The 22,671-nt window shown below is 42.0% G+C and carries 23 protein-coding genes and 1 other annotated feature; of the genes, 4 read left to right on the plus strand and 19 right to left on the minus strand.

Annotation, left to right across the window (positions count from 1 at the left end; all coding sequences use genetic code 11):
* Positions 1 to 51: 51 nt before the first annotated feature.
* The 16 genes from fin to ACQKKO_RS18495 form a co-directional block, all read right to left on the minus strand.
* Entirely contained in the window at positions 52 to 279 is a 228-nt protein-coding gene (fin, locus tag ACQKKO_RS18420; protein ID WP_498649771.1) for an anti-sigma-F factor Fin, read from the minus strand.
* Between the two features lie 70 nt (positions 280 to 349).
* Positions 350 to 907 (minus strand): aminoacyl-tRNA hydrolase, encoded by a 558-nt coding sequence (gene pth, locus ACQKKO_RS18425; RefSeq protein ID WP_498649772.1) that lies wholly within the window; start codon positions 905 to 907, stop codon positions 350 to 352.
* A 75-nt stretch (positions 908 to 982) separates the two neighbouring features.
* Positions 983 to 1,633 (minus strand): 50S ribosomal protein L25/general stress protein Ctc, encoded by a 651-nt coding sequence (locus tag ACQKKO_RS18430; RefSeq protein ID WP_498649773.1) that lies wholly within the window; start codon positions 1,631 to 1,633, stop codon positions 983 to 985.
* A 100-nt stretch (positions 1,634 to 1,733) separates the two neighbouring features.
* Positions 1,734 to 2,684: a ribose-phosphate diphosphokinase gene (locus ACQKKO_RS18435; protein WP_498649774.1), complete on the minus strand. Its 951-nt coding sequence runs from the start codon at positions 2,682 to 2,684 to the stop codon at positions 1,734 to 1,736.
* Between the two features lie 29 nt (positions 2,685 to 2,713).
* Positions 2,714 to 4,075, minus strand: coding sequence for a bifunctional UDP-N-acetylglucosamine diphosphorylase/glucosamine-1-phosphate N-acetyltransferase GlmU (gene glmU / locus ACQKKO_RS18440; protein ID WP_498649775.1), 1,362 nt, complete (start codon positions 4,073 to 4,075; stop codon positions 2,714 to 2,716).
* 168 nt (positions 4,076 to 4,243) lie between these two features.
* Complete coding sequence (gene spoVG, locus ACQKKO_RS18445) at positions 4,244 to 4,537, minus strand: septation regulator SpoVG (RefSeq protein WP_479826533.1); 294 nt, start codon at positions 4,535 to 4,537, stop codon at positions 4,244 to 4,246.
* A gap of 248 nt (positions 4,538 to 4,785) precedes the next feature.
* Positions 4,786 to 5,160, minus strand: coding sequence for a RidA family protein (locus tag ACQKKO_RS18450; protein ID WP_343128888.1), 375 nt, complete (start codon positions 5,158 to 5,160; stop codon positions 4,786 to 4,788).
* Positions 5,161 to 5,173: 13 nt separating this feature from the next.
* Positions 5,174 to 6,016, minus strand: a complete 843-nt coding sequence (purR, locus tag ACQKKO_RS18455) for a pur operon repressor (protein ID WP_498649776.1) — start codon at positions 6,014 to 6,016, stop codon at positions 5,174 to 5,176.
* A 29-nt stretch (positions 6,017 to 6,045) separates the two neighbouring features.
* Positions 6,046 to 6,939 (minus strand): 4-(cytidine 5'-diphospho)-2-C-methyl-D-erythritol kinase, encoded by an 894-nt coding sequence (gene ispE, locus ACQKKO_RS18460; RefSeq protein ID WP_498649777.1) that lies wholly within the window; start codon positions 6,937 to 6,939, stop codon positions 6,046 to 6,048.
* 387 nt (positions 6,940 to 7,326) lie between these two features.
* Complete coding sequence (locus ACQKKO_RS18465) at positions 7,327 to 7,512, minus strand: small, acid-soluble spore protein, alpha/beta type (RefSeq protein WP_479826527.1); 186 nt, start codon at positions 7,510 to 7,512, stop codon at positions 7,327 to 7,329.
* A 118-nt stretch (positions 7,513 to 7,630) separates the two neighbouring features.
* Complete coding sequence (veg, locus tag ACQKKO_RS18470; protein WP_498649779.1) at positions 7,631 to 7,900, minus strand: biofilm formation stimulator Veg; 270 nt, start codon at positions 7,898 to 7,900, stop codon at positions 7,631 to 7,633.
* A 227-nt stretch (positions 7,901 to 8,127) separates the two neighbouring features.
* Positions 8,128 to 8,991 (minus strand): sporulation peptidase YabG, encoded by an 864-nt coding sequence (gene yabG, locus ACQKKO_RS18475; protein ID WP_498649781.1) that lies wholly within the window; start codon positions 8,989 to 8,991, stop codon positions 8,128 to 8,130.
* A gap of 53 nt (positions 8,992 to 9,044) precedes the next feature.
* Entirely contained in the window at positions 9,045 to 9,923 is an 879-nt protein-coding gene (gene rsmA / locus ACQKKO_RS18480; RefSeq protein WP_498649783.1) for a 16S rRNA (adenine(1518)-N(6)/adenine(1519)-N(6))-dimethyltransferase RsmA, read from the minus strand.
* Positions 9,916 to 10,479 carry a ribonuclease M5 gene (gene rnmV / locus ACQKKO_RS18485; RefSeq protein ID WP_498649785.1) on the minus strand — a complete coding sequence of 188 codons (564 nt, stop codon included), beginning with the start codon at positions 10,477 to 10,479 and terminating at the stop codon, positions 9,916 to 9,918. The genes rsmA and rnmV overlap by 8 nt, the downstream gene beginning before the upstream one ends.
* Before the next feature lie 116 nt (positions 10,480 to 10,595).
* Positions 10,596 to 11,864 (minus strand): ubiquitin-like domain-containing protein, encoded by a 1,269-nt coding sequence (locus ACQKKO_RS18490; protein ID WP_498649787.1) that lies wholly within the window; start codon positions 11,862 to 11,864, stop codon positions 10,596 to 10,598.
* 458 nt (positions 11,865 to 12,322) lie between these two features.
* On the minus strand, positions 12,323 to 13,093 hold the full coding sequence (locus ACQKKO_RS18495) for a TatD family hydrolase (RefSeq protein ID WP_498649788.1): 771 nt from the start codon (positions 13,091 to 13,093) through the stop codon (positions 12,323 to 12,325).
* A 172-nt stretch (positions 13,094 to 13,265) separates the two neighbouring features.
* Here ACQKKO_RS18495 and ACQKKO_RS18500 point away from each other — a divergent pair, with 172 nt between their 5' ends.
* From ACQKKO_RS18500 to ACQKKO_RS18510, 3 genes are all read left to right on the plus strand, one after another.
* Entirely contained in the window at positions 13,266 to 14,423 is a 1,158-nt protein-coding gene (locus ACQKKO_RS18500; RefSeq protein ID WP_498649789.1) for an acyl-CoA dehydrogenase family protein, read from the plus strand.
* Between the two features lie 56 nt (positions 14,424 to 14,479).
* Entirely contained in the window at positions 14,480 to 15,322 is an 843-nt protein-coding gene (locus tag ACQKKO_RS18505; RefSeq protein WP_498649790.1) for an aldo/keto reductase, read from the plus strand.
* Positions 15,323 to 15,506: 184 nt separating this feature from the next.
* Positions 15,507 to 16,751: a CNNM domain-containing protein gene (locus ACQKKO_RS18510; RefSeq protein WP_498649792.1), complete on the plus strand. Its 1,245-nt coding sequence runs from the start codon at positions 15,507 to 15,509 to the stop codon at positions 16,749 to 16,751.
* Between the two features lie 54 nt (positions 16,752 to 16,805).
* On the opposite strand, the gene metG is transcribed toward ACQKKO_RS18510, so the two are convergent.
* The 3 genes from metG to ACQKKO_RS18525 form a co-directional block, all read right to left on the minus strand.
* Positions 16,806 to 18,785, minus strand: a complete 1,980-nt coding sequence (gene metG, locus ACQKKO_RS18515; RefSeq protein WP_498649794.1) for a methionine--tRNA ligase — start codon at positions 18,783 to 18,785, stop codon at positions 16,806 to 16,808.
* Positions 18,786 to 18,836: 51 nt separating this feature from the next.
* Positions 18,837 to 19,079, minus strand: a binding site (T-box leader).
* 51 nt (positions 19,080 to 19,130) lie between these two features.
* Entirely contained in the window at positions 19,131 to 20,963 is a 1,833-nt protein-coding gene (locus ACQKKO_RS18520) for an ATP-binding protein (protein ID WP_498649796.1), read from the minus strand.
* 17 nt (positions 20,964 to 20,980) lie between these two features.
* Entirely contained in the window at positions 20,981 to 21,937 is a 957-nt protein-coding gene (locus ACQKKO_RS18525) for a DNA double-strand break repair nuclease NurA (protein ID WP_498649798.1), read from the minus strand.
* Between the two features lie 342 nt (positions 21,938 to 22,279).
* On the opposite strand from ACQKKO_RS18525, the gene abrB reads away from it, so the two are divergent.
* Positions 22,280 to 22,564 carry a transition state genes transcriptional regulator AbrB gene (gene abrB / locus ACQKKO_RS18530; protein ID WP_498649800.1) on the plus strand — a complete coding sequence of 95 codons (285 nt, stop codon included), beginning with the start codon at positions 22,280 to 22,282 and terminating at the stop codon, positions 22,562 to 22,564.
* Positions 22,565 to 22,671: the final 107 nt, after the last annotated feature.

The raw sequence follows: 22,671 nt of genomic DNA on the forward strand, positions 1-22,671 counted from the left end.
AAACGCTTTGGCATAATGAGCCAAAGCTTCATGTATATAAATCTACTTACATTACTGGATAAATGAATCTAATTCGTAGAGCGCCGGATTACGCGTAAGCGCCTCATGACAGTGCTCACATATTGCTCTCACATGTATATCACCGTTATCATCATATGTCAATACTTCCTCACGATGACTGTGATCCAGTGCATCAATCCCTAAATGACTTGTTTCGACTGTCTGTGACAGGGATCCCATATCTGTCTCGCAGTGTTTGCATGTATAATGTATAGCCAACTTGTCCACCTCTTTTGCGCTTATTCTACGGTGTAGTATAAGCAGAGGGGTGAATTGCTATACAAAGTGATTAGTTAAAAGCATTCATTACTTCAAGAAACGGTTTATCGAACCAAACTTCGATCGCCTTGGATGATTGAACGATGGATTCTTGAATCGCTTCTTTTTCCTCCGGACGATATCCCCCAAGCACATAATGAACAACCTGTGTTCCCGGTTCCGGACGATCAATTCCTACTCGAATGCGATTAAATTCATTTGTACCTAAGTGTGCGATAAGAGATTTAATTCCATTATGCCCACCTGCACTTCCTTTTTGACGCAGACGAATTTTCCCTGCAGGCAAATCAAGGTCATCATATACAACAACCAAATCTTCAAGCGGAATTTGAAAATACTTCATTAAAGGTACAACAGACTCACCTGATAAGTTCATATAGGTGAGTGGTTTCAGGAAAAGAATCTTTTCCCCTTTATGAAGGTATGTACCAAAAACTCCCTTGAATTTGGACTGATCAAACGAAAATCCTAAGTCCTTTGCCGAATGATCAAGGATATCAAACCCTATATTATGTCGTGTACCTGCGTACTTAGCCCCTGGGTTTCCAAGTCCTACTACTAGTTTCATACCTACCCTACACCCACCAATCATACTCCCGAAAAAGGTATAACCGCAGCGGCTATACCTTTTAGGGAGATAAAATTATTCGACTCTACCGTCTTTATTTTCATCCTTACGTTCTTCTGTTGCTTCCACTTGATCCGGAGAAACGTCTTCTTCTGGTTCCTCGTCTGGATCTGGTTCAATAGTTGGTGGTTGAACGGTTACGATGGCTTCTTCATCTTCACTTGTTACTTCAACTGAAAGGGAACCTTTCACGTCAGCAACCGTTAATCCGTCGCCAATTCCTAGTTCAGATACATCTACAACAAGTTCTTCAGGAATATCTCCCGGAAGACATCTTACACTGATTTCGTGCTTCACTTGTGCAAGAACTCCGCCTTCCTTCACTCCCGCAGCTTCACCTTCCACGCGAACAGGAACCTCAACATCTATTTCAGACTTCATATCTACTTCAAAGAAGTCAATGTGAACAAATGAGTCCTTTAATGGATCTGTTTGAACTTCCTGCACCATAACCTGATGCTTCTTCCCATCACTTACTTCTAGAGAGAAAAGACCATTACGGCCAACTTCACGCATTGTTTTTAGGAAATCTACGCTTTCTACTGATACTGGAGTAGATTCTGTTTTGTTTCCGTATAATACGCCAGGTACAAATCCTGCATTACGGACTTTTCTAGTGCCTGATCCTCTCATATCTGTACGTTTTTCTGCTTTTAAAACTGTCATCCTTATCACCTCTGATTAGATTAACACTCTACTGTATGTGTTCCCCTAAACAGAAGGTTTCAAACCGACTTCACAAAAAAACGAACAATTTTAGATGGTATCAATCAAATAATGTACTAACAGAAGAGTTCTCGTGTACACGAATGATCGCTTCTGCAAGCAATGGAGCAACGGATAACGAAGTAATTTTTTCAATTTGCTGCTCTTCTTTTAAAGCAATCGTATTTGTTACAACAAGCTCTTTAATTTTTGAATTACGAATACGCTCAATGGCAGGTCCTGATAATACAGGGTGTGTACAGCATGCGTACACTTCCTTCGCACCATATTCAACAAGCGCATTAGCTGCTAGAGTAATGGTTCCTGCTGTATCAATAATATCATCAATGATGATACATGTTTTGCCTTCAATATTACCGACAATGTTCATAACCTCAGACACGTTCGGTTTTGGTCGTCTTTTATCAATGATTGCAATTGGTGCTTTTAAGCGATCCGCCATTTTTCTCGCACGAACTACACCACCATGGTCTGGAGATACGATGACAATGTCATCAAGCTGCTTGTCACTAAAATAATCAGACAAGATTGGTACACCCATCAGCTGATCAACCGGGATATCAAAGAAACCTTGAATTTGAGTTGCATGTAAATCTACAGTTAGCACACGAGTAGCGCCAGCTGTTTCTAATAGGTTTGCAACCAATTTCGCTGTAATCGGCTCACGCGCACGCGCTTTACGGTCTTGACGTCCATATCCATAATAAGGAAGAACGATATTAATTGTTTTAGCAGACGCTCGTTTTAGAGCATCAATCATAATTAATAGCTCCATAATATGTTCATTAGCAGGAGCAGAGGTTGATTGAATTAAATAAATATCGCACCCACGAATACTTTCTTCAATATTAATTTGAACTTCTCCATCGCTAAAACGCATAACGGAATTTTTTCCGAGTGAGACACCGATATTTTCTGTAATTTCCTGGGCAAGATCTTTGTTTGAATTAAGTGTAAACACCTTTAAGCTTGGATCGCCATACTTAGCCATTTTGTTGTACCCTCCACACTTTTGTTGAATCAATTTGACTTCTTATAGTTTTCTTTATTAACCTGTCTTGCTCTTGCAATCGATAATGCTTGGTGTGGAACATCTTCTGTAATGGTTGAACCAGCTGCAACCAGTGCATTTTCACCTATGTGTACGGGTGCAACAAGATTCGAGTTACTGCCTATGAATGCACCATCAGCAATGGTTGTTTTATGTTTGTTCATACCATCATAATTAACTGTTATTGTACCACAGCCAAGATTCACGTTTTGGCCCACCTCTGCATCTCCTACATAGCTTAAGTGAGCAGCCTTTGAACCTTTTGCTAGCGAAGATTTTTTCACTTCAACAAAGTTTCCAATTCTCACGTCTTCTCCAAGCGCAGACCCTGGTCTAATATGAGCGAAAGGTCCAATGGTTACGCGAGACTCTACCTTACTATCGTGAATAACAGATTGTTTGACCTCAACAAAGTCAGCGATCACACTATTTTTAATTTCACTGTTTGCGCCAATCACACATTCAGTACCAATGACACTTGCCCCTTGGATGGATGCCCCTGGATAAATCACCGTATCTTGACCGATTATTGCCTCAGAAGAAATGTATGTTTGTACCGGATCAATAATTGTCACTCCAGCTCGCATCCAGCGTTCATTGATACGTTTTTTCATGATTGATTCTGCCTCTGATAAAGCGACACGATCATTTACTCCAAATGTTTCTGAGAACGTAGGAGATTGATAAGCTGCAATCACTTCTCCTTGCTTTTGCAGAATTTCAATCACATCGGGTAAATAGTACTCACCTTGTGCGTTTGAATTTCCAACCTGCTTTAGCGCTTGAAACAAGAGTTCATTATCGAAGCAATAGGTGCTCGTATTAATTTCACGTACCTTTTGTTCTTCCTCACTCGCATCCTTATGTTCTACCACTCGCTCAACAAGTCCGTTTGCACCACGAATGACCCTGCCGTAACCTGTTGGATCCTCAGCAAGGGCTGTAAGTACTGTAATCTTTGCCTGTTTTGCTTGATGCTCTTGAATTAACGCATCAATGGTTTCGCCTGTAAGTAATGGTGTATCCCCAGCTAGTACAACTGTGATCCCTTTTTTATCCTTTAATAATTCATCTGCTTGCAGAACGGCATGGCCTGTTCCCAGTTGCTCTGCTTGTAGTACATAATGAAACTCTTCCCCAAGCTGTGCTTTCACTGATTCTGCACCATGGCCAACTACAATCACCGTTTCATCGAACCCTACTTGATTAAGCGCATCTGATACATGCTGAACCATAGGTTTCCCACAAACTGGGTGAAGTACTTTATAAAGCTTTGATTTCATTCGAGTACCTTGACCCGCTGCTAAAATCACCGCATAACGATTCGTCATAGCTTCCTCCCCATCTTCTATATCCCTTACGAATATATCCTAAATATCAGGTCTTTTCAAGGAAAGATCGACCTATTTCAACAGGGATATATTGTTACTCCCCTAGTTCTTCAAGGTTTTACAACAAAAAGAGCTACTGCAAAAAATGCAGTAGCTCACAATCCTGAATTAAGAGGCACCGGCCTCTTCATAAGAGACTTCCTCTGCTGCTCCAGCTCGTTCAAACTCTTTCAGGACGGCATCCTGAATTTTGTCACGTGTTTTTGAAGAAATTGGATGAGCAATGTCTCTAAATTCACCTTCAGGCGTTCGTTTACTTGGCATAGCTACAAACAAACCGTTGTTCCCATCAATAACTCGAATATCGTGTACAACAAACTCAAAATCCATCGTTATTGAAGCAATCGCTCGCATACGTCCATCTGTCTGTACGCGTCGTAGTCTGACATCTGTGATTTCCATGTAGCCATCCCTCCGTTATATACTTTCTTACTACCCATTCATTTCGCTGTAAGAATGCGTTTTCCTGCAACAAAAATGAAAAAAATAAAAAAATACGTTTAAAATATCCATTTTTACCACGAAATTAGTCGAATGATATGTAGATTGGTTGAAGAGGAATACTTTTAGGATGTCGCAGGTGTCTCTTTATAAGTTTTCTTCAATAAAAAAGCCAGAGCGAACATTTGTGTTCACTCTGACCTTACTCGTTATTTCACTAGTGCAATGACTTCAATCTCTACAAGTACATCCTTTGGTAAACGCGCCACTTCTACGCATGAGCGGGCAGGCTTATGTGTATCAAAGTATGAACCATACACTTCATTAATAAGAGGAAACTCGTCCATGTTTTTAATGAACACTGTTGCTTTCACAACAGAATCTAAGGATGAGCCCGCTTCAGCAAGGACTGCCTTAAGGTTAGCGAACACTTGGTGTGTTTGCTCCTGGACATCCCCTTCTAATAATTCACCATTTGGCTTAAGAGGGATTTGTCCTGAACTGTAAAATAAATTGTTTACGATCACTCCTTGGGAGTATGGGCCAATCGCTTCTGGAGCAAGACTTGTGTAAACGGTTTTCATTTTGTTCTCCTCCTTATGATTCTGTTTGTTTGTCTATTTTGTCTAAAACATTACCTGGTTCAATCGTAATCGTACGATCTCGCAGGTTCATTTCATTAAGACGGGTAATGGAAATATAGTCATCAATAAGTCGTTCTTCAACACCTACTGTTTCGGTTAACACTCCAACCGCAACAAGGTCTGCTTCAAATTCCTCTAATAGGTCGACCATCCCTTTAAGTGTACCGCCCGCTTTCATGAAATCATCAATCACAAAGACTCTAGCACCTGGCTCCAGGCTGCGTCTAGCAAGTGTCATCGTTTGAACACGCTTTGATGAGCCTGAGACATAGTTAATACTGACCATAGAGCCTTCCATAACCCTGAGATCACGGCGAACAATCCGTACTGGTACATCTAAATAATGACCAACTGCATACGCGAGCGGAATTCCTTTTGTCGCAACCGTTAATACCGCATCAATTTGCTTATCTGAAAGAACAGATGCAAATAATCGACCGACTTCATGCATAAGTCGTGGATTTCCAAGTAAATCCATCATATATAGGTAGCCACCAGGGAGGATTCGCTCTGGATCTGAAAGCTGTTCAATTAATTTGTCCACGAGTTCCATTGTGTCTTGCTTATTCATTTTAGGAATGAATGTTACGCCACCACTAGCCCCAGGGATCGTTAGTAAAGATCCATATCCTTCTTCTTCAAAGATTTCCTTAACAATCACCAAGTCTTCACTGATTGAAGATTTGGCCGAATGATAACGCTCTGAGAAGTGAGAAAGGGAGATGACCTCATGAGGGTGCTGTAGTAAATAGTAAGTCATATCTACAAGGCGACCACTTCGTTTAAGTTTTTTCATAATACCTCCGCCAAAAACCGAATAATTGTTTATAACATATCATCTTTGTACGGTTTTAAGCAAGTATTACTGGAACGAATTAATCGAACGGCATGGACATCGTCACAAAATCCTCTTAATCCATTATAAATTCGATTTAATCTTGATTCCTTATCAACTAAACCAAAAACGGTCGGCCCACTTCCACTCATCAAGACACCATCTGCACCAAACTTTTGCATTTGCTTTTTAATGTTATCGACCTCGGGATAGAGGTCGAGTGTAACCGATTCAAGAACATTGTGTAATAACCCACAAATCTGATCAAAGTCTTGATTCGCGATCGCCGCTTCCATTCCTCTAGTATCCGGATGTTCGATGGCATCTACCTTCAAGCCTCGATAAATATCTGCCGTAGATACACCTGTTGGAGGCTTGGCCAAAATAACCCAGAAAGGAGGGGGCGCATCGATGTGGCGGATGATTTCTCCTCTACCTGTTGCAATGGCTGTTCCTCCATATACACAGAAAGGAACGTCTGACCCAATTTCCCCGCCAAGCTTCGCCAATTCATCAAGGGAAAGCCCAAGTCCCCATAGTTCATTTAAGCCACGCAGTGTCGCAGCCGCATCACTACTTCCTCCTGCGAGTCCTGCTGCAACAGGAATTCGCTTAGTAATGTAGATATGCGCACCCTTATTCACCTTATAGCGTTTTTGAAGCAAATCCCCAGCCTGCCATGCCAAGTTTCGATGGTCGCTTGGGACAAAGCCTTCTGAAACCTCAACCGTGATTCGCCTGTCCGTCGTTTCTGTTAAATCAATCCGATCGGCTAAATCAACCGTTGTCATGATCATTTCTACTTCATGATACCCATCTGCTCGTTTTCCCAATACATCAAGAGAGAGGTTGATTTTTGCCGGTGCTTTTACTGAACATTTCACGTCTTCACCTTCTATAGATATGCTTACGCTATTTTATCACTAGTTCCCTGAACATACCACCATCATTCCATTTTGCTTTTTTCTGCAAAATAAAAAACCTCAACAATTGTAGAGGTTCTAGAGTGTATGCGACACACCTAATGGGTTAAGTAATAAGTCTAAACGATTACTTAGAGCTTTCACTAGCGTTCACTTGGCCTTGTTCTTTGGCTTCTTCGAGCATTTCATTAATGGACTCAATGTATTCCTTTAAACTCATTGACCTAACCTCCTAATCTAGTAATTGTTTGTTAGATTTATCATTCCCCTTCTCACTGTTGTTTAAACATCTATAAAAAAAACAGTCCCGCGTTTCGCAGGACTGTTTTGAATCGTTGTCGTCATGTATTACTTCGAGTTATGCTCGTTAGCCAATTGATTTTCTGCAATTTCAATGGCTCTCTTCACCATATTTCCTGCATCAATGGCACGGATGCCGCCCCAGCCTTCTTTTTCAACTGTGTCGTAAAAACCAAGCTCTTTTGCTAGTTCTACTTTCAATCGTTCAGACATGACCCCGCGTCTTCTACTCATCCGGAACATCTCCCCAAAACGTATTGTGTACGACAACAGTATTAGGTTGCTTAAAAAACAAAAAAATATGACTCCCTGTATTTTACAGAAAGTCACGTTATTAGGTCTTATCCTGTTGTTAGGCGTTAAGTGCTACCTCGCTGTCTCCTTCTTCTGACTCAGTCAAAAGGAGTTCAACTGTTTGAGTTAATACATCTGCATAGCTGTAGGATACTCGTTCAAACGCATTCTCTTCGTCGAGCTTAACAATAAATACCGATGGATATGTTTCTTCTAATAATCCAGAACGCTCCATGGTTTTGCGACGACCGCCGTTTGCTTTGATCGTAATTCTCTTCCCTACGTTTGCATCCAGTGTTCGCTTGATATCAATCAATGTTTTTGCCATCCTGACACCCACCTCACTATTTACTCATCATAACACATTCGTCACAATTCGTCAAATAAATTTTTAATTATAACAATCCTATCTCAAACATGTCAACGTTTTTGCACAAAAAAAGAATCTTCCAACTATTAGATACAACTAGCTTGCTCCTTTTAACGAAAGTTATGTATAAAAATAGAAAAACACCTCATTCCATCAGTTTCTCTGATGAAAACGAGGTGTTTCTTTTAGGATTCAGGGTTTTTGAGTGGCATTCCAAGTCGCATGATACCCTTTGTTTCTATACCACCCAACCCTTTTTCGCCAGTGATGGTATTACGTAAGACTTCCCACAGCTTAATAGCATCTAAGTAAGAGGTCTGACTTACCTTTGAGGCAATATATACCGGGTCTAGCGCATGTATATTCACCCGATCCGGCGAGCTTGCAAAATTTGCACCCGCCTTAATCAACGTCTCAAAATGAGATTGGCAGGCACCCGCGAAGATAATTAATTGATCTCTGTTCGCACAGTACTTACGTGCAATCCGCACACATTCCGCAAAATACTTTGTATGTCGATATGCTCGCAGATCATCCCGGTTGCCTCTGGTCTCAAGATAAGCATCATGCCCGGTAATCACAACAATGTCCGGCTGAACCATTTCGAGCAAGGAACCAATTTGATCTGGCATCTTTTTCTCATCGAGATGAACGCCGTATACAGGCACACCAAATCGTTCATACAGCTCGGTACACCGTTGCAAGTAAAAGGCATCTCCATCTAAATGAAGCACTCTTCCCCTCAACTCAAAAAAAGACGCATCTGCAACGTATCCCGATGTTGCGGCATACTCGTTCCTTTTCTTCATTAACTTCGCATCCTGACGGAATAATCGGTAGGATACATCTTCCTTTTGCTTACCAAGCTCACGTCTTTTACGCTTATCTATATCAGAAACTGGTAACAGATCATCTAATGGAGCATCTGCCAGAAGTCTCATTTCTTCTCCTGCGAGCATCGCTGTTTTGTCTGTTAGTTCAACTATCCGAAACAGCATGTCATTTTGGTACGAATTTCTTGTTACACTATCGCCCACCATATACTTCATCGCTCCGCCCCCTCCTGTTCAGCCTATGATTCATAGGAGGAAACGGTGCACCCTTATGCCTTCAAACGAGAATACAGCGCATCACTAAGCGTGGCAAATTCCTGAATGGACAATGTTTCTCCACGTCGTTTTGGATCAATAGCAGCTTCCGCAAGCGCCTCTTCAATTTCTGCCTTACGTTCTTTCGGACCAAGATTATGCACCAAATTATTTAAAATGGTCTTCCTGCGGTTGGCGAAGCTTGCATGAAACACTTCAAAAAAGTAGCGCTCGTCAATTACCTTAGCAGCTGGCTCGTCCCGCACACGTAAATGAAGCACTGCAGAATCCACGCGTGGTGGTGGAACAAATACACTTGCAGGCACAGTCATGACACGCTCGGCTTCAGCATAATACTGGGCCGCAATAGAGAGTGCACCGTACTCCTTAGTTCCCGGAACAGCAGCAAGGCGGTGTGCAACTTCAGATTGAATCATAATTGTGATGCTTGTTACATCAACCTTACCTTCTAAAAAGCGCATAAGAATGGGAGTGGTCACGTAGTAAGGTAAGTTCGCTACAACCTTTACCTGTTTCACATCTGAGAATTTATCCTTTATGAGCTGATCAAGATCTATTTTTAATACATCCGAATGCACAACCTTGGCATTTGGGTACGGAGACAGTGTATCAGCTAGAACTGGTAAAAGACGTTGATCAATTTCAATGGACACAACCTTTTTCGCTTTTCGGGCAATATATTCTGTCAGTGCACCAATCCCTGGTCCAACTTCAATGACACCTGTTTCTTCATCTATCTCTGCAGCCTCTACAATATTTGTGAGGATGTTTGTATCAATGAGAAAGTTTTGTCCTAAACTTTTTTTCAACTGAAATCCATGCTTTTGTAGGATTTCTTTCGTACGTAATGGGGTGGCTATATCTTTAGTCATGCTGTTGTTCCTCCTTAAGAACTAAAATTAACGCTTCCCTGAATTCCTCAGGTTTGATTTGAAACATATGTAGTCGTTTAAGTAGCTGCTTCCCATTCGCATATCCAATAGAAAGCTCCTCGCCTAAGCGTTCTCTTCTTTGTTTCGCATGTGCACCCGCTACTAGACCCGCGGCGTGCAGATCCTCCCAAAAAATATGAGCTGGGGCTTCCTCTGTGATCTCCTGGACCGCGTTTAGCGCAGCCCGAATGGCATCCGGCGTAGCGTTTTCCACGCCTAGATCATCACCGTTCTTTGAAATGGCTGCATGCTTTGGCAGATATGCATGCTTACAGCCCGGTACGCGGTCGCTAACAATCCTCCGAATGCGTTGTCCAGGGTAGTCCGGATCCGTTAAGATAATGACGCCTCGTCTTTCTTTGGCAAGTGCAATACGAGCGAGTACCGATTCACCTATGGCTGAGCCATTTGTTTCAATTGTATCTGCATCTACAGCTCGTTGGATGGCCGTTGTGTCATCTCTGCCTTCAACAACAATGACTTCTTTTATCTTCATATCGATTCTCCGCTCTCTTGTCTTCTGTTCCTTATTGTATCCTGATTCTGATCAAAACAAAAGAAGCCGATCACCTTGGATATCTTATCCATGGATCGACTTCATGTAATCGCACATTATTCAACGATTGTGACTTTCACTTGCTTGCGGCCAAAGCGCTCCGCTTCAGCTTGAGACGGAACATGTAGGTCAATTTTATTCCCAGATATGGCTCCGCCTGTATCTCCAGCAATCGCCGTTCCGTAGCCTTCTACGTGGACTTTTGATCCGAGCGGAATCACACTAGGGTCTACAGCGACCACTTTCATATTCCGATTGTTATTTAAATCTATACCAGTCGCCGTTACCCCACTACATCCAGCACAGCTAGCAGTATAGGCTGTAGCTGTCATGGTAAATGACTTCTCAGATGCAGGCTCCTCGGCCGGGGCTTCTACTTGTTCACTGGCGATCTTTGTTTCTTGTTTTGCTTCCTTTACAGGCTCTTGTTCGGCTTTCGCCACAACGGCTTCCTCACGTGTACCAACAGCAACGACTCGATCTTTGTGCTCCTTCGTTGTTTCTGTTTTAACAAGCTCACGTGATACTTCTTCTCCGTCCTCAAGAACAAGCTCATAGGTCTTCTGAAGGGTACCTTCTTCGCCTTCTTCTTCAACCTTTTCCTTGCCTTTGTCAATCGTGTCATCTTTATTCGTAATCGTTTCATACGAAATGTTCTCTTCCACCACATCGGTGACCTTTTCAATGCGTGTAACTTGAACAATTGATTCTTTATCTAAACGGTCCTCTACCACAGGCTCGACTCGATCTAAATCTCCTAGTTCAATTTCTTCTCTATCCAAAAAGTCAGCGACAGTCGTCGAAGTTGTCCAAACATCCTGCTCTTCCCCATCGCTTTTTAACGTAACAAGAAAGGCCGAATCATATTGAACATTCATATTATCTGTAATAGCAGTATCTACTTGTGGCTCTAACTCGTCATGCTCTTTATACTCAATGGATAATTCGTCAAGTAACCCACGAACGTCTTCTTGTGTTGTCCAAACCGTTTCTGTTTCCCCATCGGTTGAGACAGCTACTTCTTTTGCTTGTTTCCATAAAACCTCTGTGTCTTCGTTTATCTGTGTGTCGAGTGACGGCTCTATGACATCATATTGGTTTGTATCCCAATCTTCATTAGCGAATAACTCAGCAACCGTGTCTGCGTGTGTTGATAGGACAACTTCTTCTGTTCCATCAATGCTGACAGTCACTGTGTGTTTGGTCATTTCAAAAACCGCATAAAAAACGGCAACTATTGCTAAAGCAAAACCAATGATTGAAATGAGATACTTATGATTAGAAACATGATCCAAAAGAAGCCTATATGTCTTAGTCGCTTCCATATGTATACATTCCTCCTCTTAACGCTATGAAGTATACTGATTGTCCCTCCTCTTGTCAAATAAACTTTAGAAAAAATTCATTTTTAACGTGAATATTGCCCTTATTATCTCTTGACAATTAGAAATTGAAAAGAAAATTCTTTCGACAATTACTCTTATGTCCCAAACTTGATTTGTAGAACAAAAGAGCCTTGTCTCAGGATTTGAGACAAGGTGTCGAAAGCTAACAATAAAGTTATCTAACCCCGCTCCCGGAATGGCCGCCACGCTTTCCGAGGGAGGCGTTGAACTAAACTGGCTTCGCCAGTGTATTTCAACTTTGCCTCTTTTTCCCTTCGGAGTCGGCCGGTCAGCCCGTCCGCTTCGTAAGTTGGAAGTACGTTGTTTAGTGCTCAGACTTTTTAAAATCCGAGAAAAAGTAAGTAACAACCCTACCTCTATTTACCAATTAAACTTAATTAATCTTTGATCTTAAACAACTTCTTCGCGTTTTCTGTTGTTTGTTTTGCTAGTTCTTCGTATGTTGTTTCGCGCAGGGCTGCGATTTCTTGTGCGACTAGTTTGACGTAGGCTGGTTCGTTTCGTTTTCCACGGTTTGGGTGTGGAGCTAGGTAAGGACAGTCTGTTTCTATAAGAAGTTTGTCTGCCGGAACATGCTTGGCTACTTCTTTAGGTCGTCTGGCATTTTTGAAGGTGACAGGTCCGCCTAGTGAGATGTAAAAGTTCATCTTCAAGCACCGATCGGCAATTTCAACACTTCCGCCAAAGCAATGCATGATTCCTCCGACTTCATCTGCTCCTTCTGCTTCTAATATTTCAACAACATCCTGATCTGCATCACGATTGTGAATGATAATAGGAAGCTTTACCTTTTTTGCCAAATGGATTTGTTTACGAAATACGTCTTTTTGAACATCCTTTGGTGACTTGTCCCAGTGGTAATCAAGCCCCATTTCACCTAATGCAACCACTTTTGGGTGGGCAGCAAGCTCTTCCATCCAAATCAGATGATCTTCCGTCATATCAATCGCATCAACTGGATGCCATCCGACAGCCGCGTACAAAAAGTCATACGTTTCGACTAATTCCATAGCCTTTTTGATGGTTTTCTCATCAAAACCAACGACAACCATTCGTTCTACTCCTGCTTCACTCGCTCGCTCAAGTACTTGCTCAAGATCGTCTTCAAATTGGTCTGCATTTAAATGTACATGTGTATCAAATAACATGGTGATCCTCCATTCACTTTATCTGTGTCTATGCCAAAGATCTTACCGCTTTTTAAGAGAACCATGCAAGGTTTCGGCATTTGTATCATTCTTATCTGTTAAGTAAGAATAAATCGAATGATCATGATAAAATAAGGGTAAAGAGAGATATCAGAAAAGGAGATGGATGACCTTGTCTAAAGCATTATTTGCAAAAACTGATTTGCAACAGACATGGCTGAATAAGCTCGAGGCCATGCGTTCACAAATTGAATCAACTGCTAGAGAAAATGATGAGTCGGGATCCTTCCCAACTAACCATATTCAAGCTCTTGTCGATAGTGGCTATACATCCCTTCCACTACCCAAACCACTCGGTGGAAGCAGCCTTTCCATTGCTGACCTTGTTTTATTTCAAGAAACGTTAGGAAGTATGGATGGTGCGACCGCCCTTTCGATTAGCTGGCACCAAAGTGTTGTTGCTGAAATCTACGAAAAACGTAGATGGTCAGATGAGCAGCTGACCTTTTTAGCCAAAGAGGTGCAAAAAGGCGCTCTGATAAACCGTGCAGTGAGCGAGGCACAGACCGGGAGTCCAACACGTGGCGGAAGACCCGGTTCGACGGCTACTCGTTCGGGTGATGGATGGGTCATTAACGGAGAAAAAACCTTCACGACGATGTCTCCCTTTTTAACTTATTATTTGGTAGGCGTATGGATTGAGGAGAAAGAAGCAGTTGGGTTCTTCCTTATTCATCGTGATACAATAGGGGTTTCAATTCGAGAGAACTGGAATATGCTCGGGATGCGTAGTACCGAAAGTCACGACTTACTCCTACAGGATGTATGGGTAGAGGACTTTTATTTAGTAGAGGTAAACGATGCCCCGCGTGGACGTGAAGTGAATGCTTGGATGATGCATATTCCTGCAAACTATCTTGGGATTGCACAAGCTGCACGTGATTATGCTCTGCATTTCTCAACGGTTCATGCGCCAAATAGTATTGCTGGCACAATTAGTGAATTACCAAATGTACAAACGGCTATCGGCGAGATTGAACTGTTGATGATGCAGTCGCGGCACATGATCTATTCCGTTGCTCGTGCCTACGATAACAGCAAAACTCGCTTAATGATTGAGCATGAAATTGGCGCAGTAAAATATACCGTCGTGAATAACAGCATTAAAGTAGTAGATAAAGCGATGAGAATTGTTGGTGCAAAAAGCTTAGAGCTTTCATGCCCACTGCAGCGCTATTACAGGGACGTGCGAGCAGGTCTGCATAATCCCCCGATGGACGATATGACGATTTCAAAATTAGCTCATTCTGCTATTCATTCCATTGACTAACTTTTTATTCAATGGGTATAGAAGGATAACGACATGAAGGAGAGGAGTTTTTTCGTTTGACACACGGTATTCCCTCAAAAACGTTAAATGATGGATTAGAGGTTCCTGCTATTGGATTTGGAACAGCGAACATTAAAGGTAGCGCAGGGGTTTCAATCATTTCTAGTGCAATAGATACTGGCTATCGGCTCATTGACTCAGCTTTTAATTATGAGAATGAAGGAGCAGTAGGCGCAGCGATTAGACGCAGCTCCATTGCACGTGAGCAGCTACGTATCACATCAAAATTACCAGGCCGGCATCATAGCTACAAAAAGGCTGTAACAACGATTCAGGAATCATTGCTACGAGCAGGGCTTGACTATTACGACCTTTATTTAATTCATTGGCCTAACCCAAAACAAGAGATGTATGTTGAAGCATGGCAAGCATTAATTGATGCCAAGAAATGGGGACTCATTCGTTCCATTGGGGTCTCAAACTTTACTCCCGACCATCTAGAGAAGATCATCAAGGAAACAGGTGTCACACCAAGTATCAATCAAGTGGAGCTTCACCCTTATTTTTCACAGGAAACACAACGTTCTTATCATCAGGAGCATGGAATTATCACTGAGTCCTGGAGTCCTCTTGGTCGTGCTAGTCACGTACTTGAGAACAAAGACATTCAGTCAATTGCTCAAGCTCATAATAAAACCATTCCTCAAATTATCTTAAGGTGGCATATTCAATTGGGAGCTTTGCCTCTACCAAAGGCATCAACAGCTGGACGTCAGCGCGAAAACCTGGCCGTATTTGATTTTTCTTTGTCAGATCAAGAGATGGCGGTCATTCATAAGCTTACAAAACCAGACGGTCGAATTCACGATCAGGATCCTACAGTATATGAAGAGTTTTAACAGGTCAGAAAGATAGGATAAGACAAATAAATAAGGAAACACTGAAGGATCAATGATTTCAATAGGAGTCATTGATCTTTTAATGTTTTATCCATGTACTTATATCTACACTTCTTGACCTCAATCCACCACAACTATATGATAGATTTACCTATTTACTAGCAATTATATGGAGGGAACCTAGTTGATCATTGCGATAGTCATATGTTTTCTTGCATCGTTTTTCTTCTCTGGAAGTGAAACTGCGCTAACAGCAACAAATAAAGTCCGACTGCAAAGTAAGGCTGCCAATGGTGACAAAAAATCAGAAAACCTACTTAAGTTAGTTACTAATGCAGATGAGTTCATTCCTGGTATCCTTGTGTCAAACAATATACCAAATATCATCCTACCATCTCTTGTAACTATTGTTGCTCTAGACTATGGCGTTAATGTAGCGGTAGCAACAGGTATTCTAACAGTTACCTTAATTATTTTTTCTGAGGTCTTACCTAAATCGATTGCAGCTGCATTCCCTGAACGCATTGCTTATCTAGTCTATCCGATCATTCGTTTACAGCTCATTATTTTGAAGCCTGTCACGTTTTTCTTGAATGCCTTTACCCGTTTTGTCATTACATTACTTGGTCGCAAACATGCTACCGAGACTTCTTTTTCCAAAGAAGAAATGCGAGCGATGTTTGATATTGGACAAACGGAGGGGACCTTTGAACTTGATGAAGTTTATCGCTTAAAAAGTGTTCTTGATTTTCAACAGCTTAACGTAGCAGATGTTCTGCAGACACCACGCATTGATGTTGTAGGAATTTCCGCAGATATGAACTTTGAGGAAGCTCGTGTGATTTTAGAAAACAATCCATACTCTCGTTTCCCCGTCTATGAGGAAAGTCTGGATCATATTATAGGCGTATTCCATACGAAGTTTGTGTTGAATTGGTTGCAGTCCCCTGAAAAGTCTATTAGGGAAATTGCTGATTTGGAGCCATTGTTTGTCTATGAGTTCCAACAAGTTAATAGCGTGTTCCAACATATGATTCAGGAGAAGAAACATATTGCCATTGTGCTTGATGAATACGGAGGAACTGAAGGAATTATTACACACGAGGATCTAATTGAGGCGATTATTGGTCAAGATATTGAAGACGAGACCGATGTAGATGATGCGCTCGTTGAAATGAACAATGAAAATGATGTCATTTTTAACGGCAAAGTCTCGCTGCGCCGACTAAACATGATTTTCAATTCACAGATCTCGGAAGAAGAAGATAATCTTGCCGGCTTTTTAATTCACCAGTTTGGTGGTCTTCCCGCTGTTGGTCGGAACCTAGTGGTAGATGAACTTCAGTTTGAAATTCTTGAGGCAGATCCCCGGAAAGTCGAACGAATTCGTGTGACTAAAATCTCTTTGGAATCCAAAGATACAGATTAATCATTATAAAGAAAAACAGCGATCACTCCAATGCCTGGAATGATCGCTGTTTTTTTATTTTACTTGAGCTCCATTTGGAAGGGCTCCATCAATCGTTGCTAGCTGTAGTTTCTTTCCTTTTGATCCTGCAAGAATCATCCCTTGAGACAGTTCGCCACGTAACTTCACTGGCTTCAGATTAGTCACGCAGATTACCTTTTTACCGACTAGCTCTTCTGGTTTATAAAACTTTGCGATTCCAGAAACCACTTGACGCTGTTCATAGCCAAGATCCAGTTGGATTTTAAGCAATCGATCAGCTCCCTGCACAGGCTCAGCTGCTGTCACTTCTGCCACACGCAGTTCAACCTTAGAGAAGTCCTCAATTGTAATTTGATTTTCATCTTCAATCTCTTCTGGCTCTTGTTTTTCTTCGACTTTTCCGCCCATCAACTCAACAATGTGCGCCACTTCTTCCTCGACATCTAGACGAGGGAAGATCGGATCCCCTTTTCCTACCTTTGTTCCAGCAGGAAGCTGACCAAATGTAGCCGTAGAATCCCACGATGTTAACGACTCTTCCACACCAAGCTGTGACCAGATCTTACCTGGTGTTTTAGTCATAAATGGTTGAATCAATACAGAGATGATGCGGATCGATTCTGCCAGATGATACATCACTGTACCTAGACGCTCTCGCTCGTCTTCACTCTTCGCCAATGTCCATGGCTGTGTTTCATCAATGTATTTGTTTGTACGACTAACAAGCTGCCAAATCGCTGTTAGCGCGATTGAGAATTCCATTTCTTCCATAGCATTTTCTACTTTCGTGATCGTTGCATTCACGAGGTCAAGTAGATCTTCGTCAAATGGTGTACCATTCTTTACGTATGCTGGAATCTCTCCATCAAAATACTTCTGAATCATCGCCACTGTACGATTTAGTAGATTTCCTAAGTCATTGGCTAGATCGTAGTTCACGCGCTCAACAAATGCTTCTGGTGTAAAGACTCCATCTGCTCCAAACGGTACTTCACGCAATAAGTAATAGCGAATCGCATCTAGACCGTAACGATCAATTAATGGAACCGGATCAACCACATTTCCTTTAGACTTGGACATCTTCCCGTCCTTTGTTAGGAACCAGCCATGACCAAACACTTTTTTCGGTAGAGGAATATCCAGTGCCATTAACATAATCGGCCAGTAAATCGTATGGAATCGTAGAATATCTTTCCCAACCAGATGAACGTTTGCTGGCCAATATTTTTTATACAACGTATCGTCGTCCGCACCATAACCAAGCGCTGTAATATAATTCGCTAATGCATCAATCCATACGTAGACTACATGCTTTGGATTACTTGGTACCTTTACGCCCCAGCTGAATGTTGTTCTGGATACCGCTAAATCTTCTAGACCTGGTTTGATGAAGTTGTTCACCATCTCGTTTTTACGAGAAACCGGCTGAATAAAATCAGGATTTGCTTCGTAATGAGCAAGTAAACGATCGGCGTATTTGCTCATGCGGAAAAAGTAAGACTGCTCACGAACCTTCTCTACAGGGTGGCCTGAATCTGGGCTTTTACCACCAATTACTGTGCCGTTTTCATCCTTCGTGACATCCTCAAGCTGTCTTTCGCTGTAGAAGGTCTCATCCGGTACAGAATACCAGCCTTCGTATTCATCAAGATAGATATCACCTTGTTTTAATAACTGTTCAAACAGCTTCTCTACAACAACCTTATGACGATCTTCTGTTGTACGAATAAAATCATCATAGGAAATGTCTAGCTTTTCCCAAAGTGCTTGAATAGGCTTCACCATTTTATCGGTAAATTCAAGCGGCGTTAGCCCTTGCTCCGCTGCTTTTTGTTCAATCTTTTGACCATGCTCATCCGTTCCTGTTAAGTAGCGAACATCATAGCCGCGCAAACGCTTGTAACGGGCCATCGCATCACCTGCAACGGTTGTGTACGTATGTCCAATGTGCAAATTCCCACTCGGGTAATAAATCGGGGTCGTAATATAAAAGCTCTTCTTTTCCTCAGGCATGAAGCGCCCTCCTCAAATTCATTTTTCCATACAAAAAAGCCCTCGTCCCAAAGTCGGGACGAGAGCTATGCTCACGTGGTACCACCCAAGTTCCCCTTCGCTTCACAACAGAAGGGCTCGTAAAGTCATCAAGACTTTTCTGTTAACGCCAGCTACGCTATCCCCTTATGGAACCTCCACTCGAAGATAGAATCCTCCAGGACCATACTTCCACATCCATCCTCAACTGGTTTTCAGCTACCCCAGCTCTCTGCGTGAATCAGTCATGTGTACTTATCCGTTCATTGGAATCGATATAAACATAATCAGTATATCCTAGAATATACAGAAACATCCCTAGTCGTGTCAAGCACGGTCGTAAAGCGTGGCGAATGGTGTTTTCTGCTTCACTAAGAGTTCTTCACGACATAATCGCTCAAGCTCAGTTTTCCAGGTAGATACGTCCCAGCTTTTGCCGGAATCACGATTTAAGGCTGTAAGATCCTTCACTAAATTCATTTCTGATAGCGGTAAATGTGGATAGAGCGCCTCAAGGACGGCTTCATTTCCCTGTGCGTTCATTTGCTCAAGCTCATCAAATGGGTTTTGTGTATGAGGACTCGTTGAATGAGCCATCCGAATCCGCACAGCCATCGTCCGCCCGATGATCGCAGAAGAAACAAAAACATCCCCTGACTTTAGGTATGGAAGTCGTTTTCCTTCTTCACTCGTCAAGTCCGTTTCCTCTTTAATCGTTTGAATATCGGTTCCTCGCACCGTACGAAACACAAACTTTGAATTAAGCTGTGCAGTAATCGTTTCATCGAGTAGTGTCGGCCGCTGCGTCGCAAAAATTAAAAAGACACCGTACTTACGTCCCTCCTGCGCAATTTCCTTGAGCACAGACTTTGCTGGTGCGTCATAGCCTTTAGGTGCAAAGTTATGCGCTTCATCTGTTACGACAACAAATGGCGGGAAAAATGTGCCCTGCTGCTGTTGCAGCTTCGCATCACGATACGCTCGTCTTTGCCCGTATAACGAACCGATCACATAACTTGAGAACACTTGTAATAACCAGACTGCACCCTGGATGACAACTAATTTGCCTTGGTGGATACTCGTCTCAATTGCTCGTATATTTTGCTGAAAGAGCCCAGCCTGGTGAAGACGGTTTGCACGCCACTGTATTCCTTTTACAGATGAAAGCGGAAGGCTGCCATATTGATCGAGTAGCGACTTAAATGTAGAAAAGCGGCTAATCTCGTCCCGTGTCATCCCACCGTCATGCAGCATCGCTTCTACCTTTTGTTTTCCCATCTCTAATGCTTCTGCAAGGTTAGCGACCCGGTCACTAAAAGACTGGTAGCTATCTCGGCGCTTGTGAATGCTTTGAATGACGTTAATCATAGATTCAGTCAGGCTTCCTGAAGCTTGCAGCAATCTCTCAACATCTCTTGTAGAAAGAGCGGAGAAATCAACTCCAACATCTCGTCCAATTTGAACAACATCATATTGGTCAGTATATCCTGGTGCATCCTCCACCCCTTGAGACTTAGCCTGGAAGTTCATTTCAAAATGCGGGTCAAATACAAGAGTTGGGATATTAAGCTTCATCAATTCTTCTAGCATGACCCGTAGACCAAACGACTTCCCGGACCCCGAGCCTCCAAACACTCCAATATGCGGATATTGCTGCATCGCACGAATGTCAAAGATAAAAGGAACTCCGTTCTGTTTGCGGAGGACCCCCTGCTCCTGCATATGTAACAATCCATCTAAATCTTGTGGCAGAGACGGTGCAATAAAATCAGTTGATTTGATTTCTCCAAGCACCATACCCTCGCTCGGTGTGGTCGTTAAAAGAAGATCTTTAATTTCTTCAAAGGCTGGATGGCGGACTGTAGCCCCTGTTTGTATCGGTTGAACCGCTTCTTCAAACAATCGTACCTTTGCTATATGAATATCATCTGCTCCGATGTCATAACCAATCTGTTCGAGCGTCTGTAGAACCGATTGATCGGCTAACCCTTTATCAAACCCCATCGGAATGTAACGGTTATAAGAGAATGTCTCAACGACTTCCCCCTTTGGGTCATGCAGGTCCTGATCACATAGAACAACAAGTTCATTCATTCTAAATTTATGTTCCTTTGAGGCAACATACACTTCATGCTGTGTTGTAACTCCAACGATCTGCAAATGAGTTTCCTCCTTTATTAATATGGTCGATCACTTCGTTTTTTTGTAAAAAAGCGATGCCTTGTTTCTGCATCAAGATATTGCTCTAATAATCCATCAACCAGCCTATCAGTGATTCGAATTTCGCGGTCAACGTAATCTAGCCAAAGTGGAATGCCTCGGCCTTCCTTAGGTGTTAACGTATATAAAAGATCGGATATGACTTCTCTCTGATGCGCCTGCTCCTCTAGCATATCAAATCCCGTGATCTGAGGTGCGGAACCAAACCTTGTCCAAACCGACTGTAGCCCTGCTTTATGTTGGATTTCTTCTATATAAATGCTTTCACCTTTTTGAAGTGCACCAAATAATAGATCACGATCATAACAGTACGGTCGATTTGCATAGCTTGAGAAGGCTTCGAGCCTCACTAGATTCTCTGTTGTAATCTCTTCAGACACTCCAACAAGTAACACATCCCTCTCAATAGCCATCTGGCGAATCTTCTCCCATTCCTCTTCTGCATCAATTCGGTAATGGTAGAGTGCACCATCCATTAAGAGGAAAGAGAGCTCTCTTTCTTCTATTAATTGCATCGCTGCCTCAAGCTCCAGCTTAGCCAAAAGGTGCGAGCGCCATTTTTGAGGTTGGATCACTTCTTCTCCATCCGCCTCATCTAGTAGAGGCACATACACATCCGACTTTCTTACCTCAAAACCTGTCGTTGTTTTTGCCAGGGATTGAAAAAAGTATATGACATGAGGTGGCTCACCTTTTGTTTGGTTCACAGAACCATCAACCCCCGCAATTTCTTTATTTTTAAGAAGTTCTGCGAGATTTTCATTAGATAGTGTCTGCATTTGTCGAAAAACAACCTGACTTTTTTTAAGTCTTTGTCGAATATTGTCGTTATTAGTATCAGCTTTTTCATAGCTTGCACGTAGTTTTTCTCCGACACTTTTTAATTTCTCCACCAAATCGTGTTCGATATCCACTAGAAACACATCCTTTTTACTAGTTACCTATACACTTGCCTAAAATGGTTCAATCCTATTATATCAGGGTATAGAAGATTAATTCGATAAGTAGCTAGAATTGATCCGCATCCTTTTTTTTACTTTAAAATCAGTAAGTACTCATTTTCCCAATCATTTCGTAGAACACATTATAAACTTTTTCTAAAAAAACATTTGACTTGATTTGGAAACCTTGGTATTCTTAGCTTAAGTAAAAAATGTCGAATTATGACGCCCTAAAAATCATGAGTCCTTGCCTATTAGAGATCTAGCAATCTAGTATGGCTGAAGTGCTCATATACTCGAGAGGAGATATACAGCATGAAATCTACAGGAATTGTACGTAAGGTTGATGAACTAGGACGGGTTGTAATTCCAATTGAACTTCGTCGCACATTAGATATCGCTGAAAAGGATGCTCTTGAGATCTACGTTGATAACGAGCGTATCATTTTAAAGAAATATAAACCAAACATGACTTGCCAAATCACTGGAGAGGTTTCTGATGACAACCTTTCAATCGCTAACGGCAAAATCATTCTTAGCCCACAAGGCGCAGAAGATATTCTTAGAGATCTTCAAGAATATGTTTCTAAAAATAAATAAGTAGCTTAAAAAGGCTTCCTTCCAAAGGAAGTCTTTTTCTTTTAATCAGTAACCCATCTTATCACAAAAAAGCTGATTTTCACCTAAACGGAACATGGGAAAATCAG

It is taken from the genome of Alkalihalobacillus sp. NPDC127517, from assembly GCF_050276055.1.
Taxonomy (GTDB): Bacteria; Bacillota; Bacilli; order Bacillales; family Bacillaceae_D; genus Alkalicoccobacillus.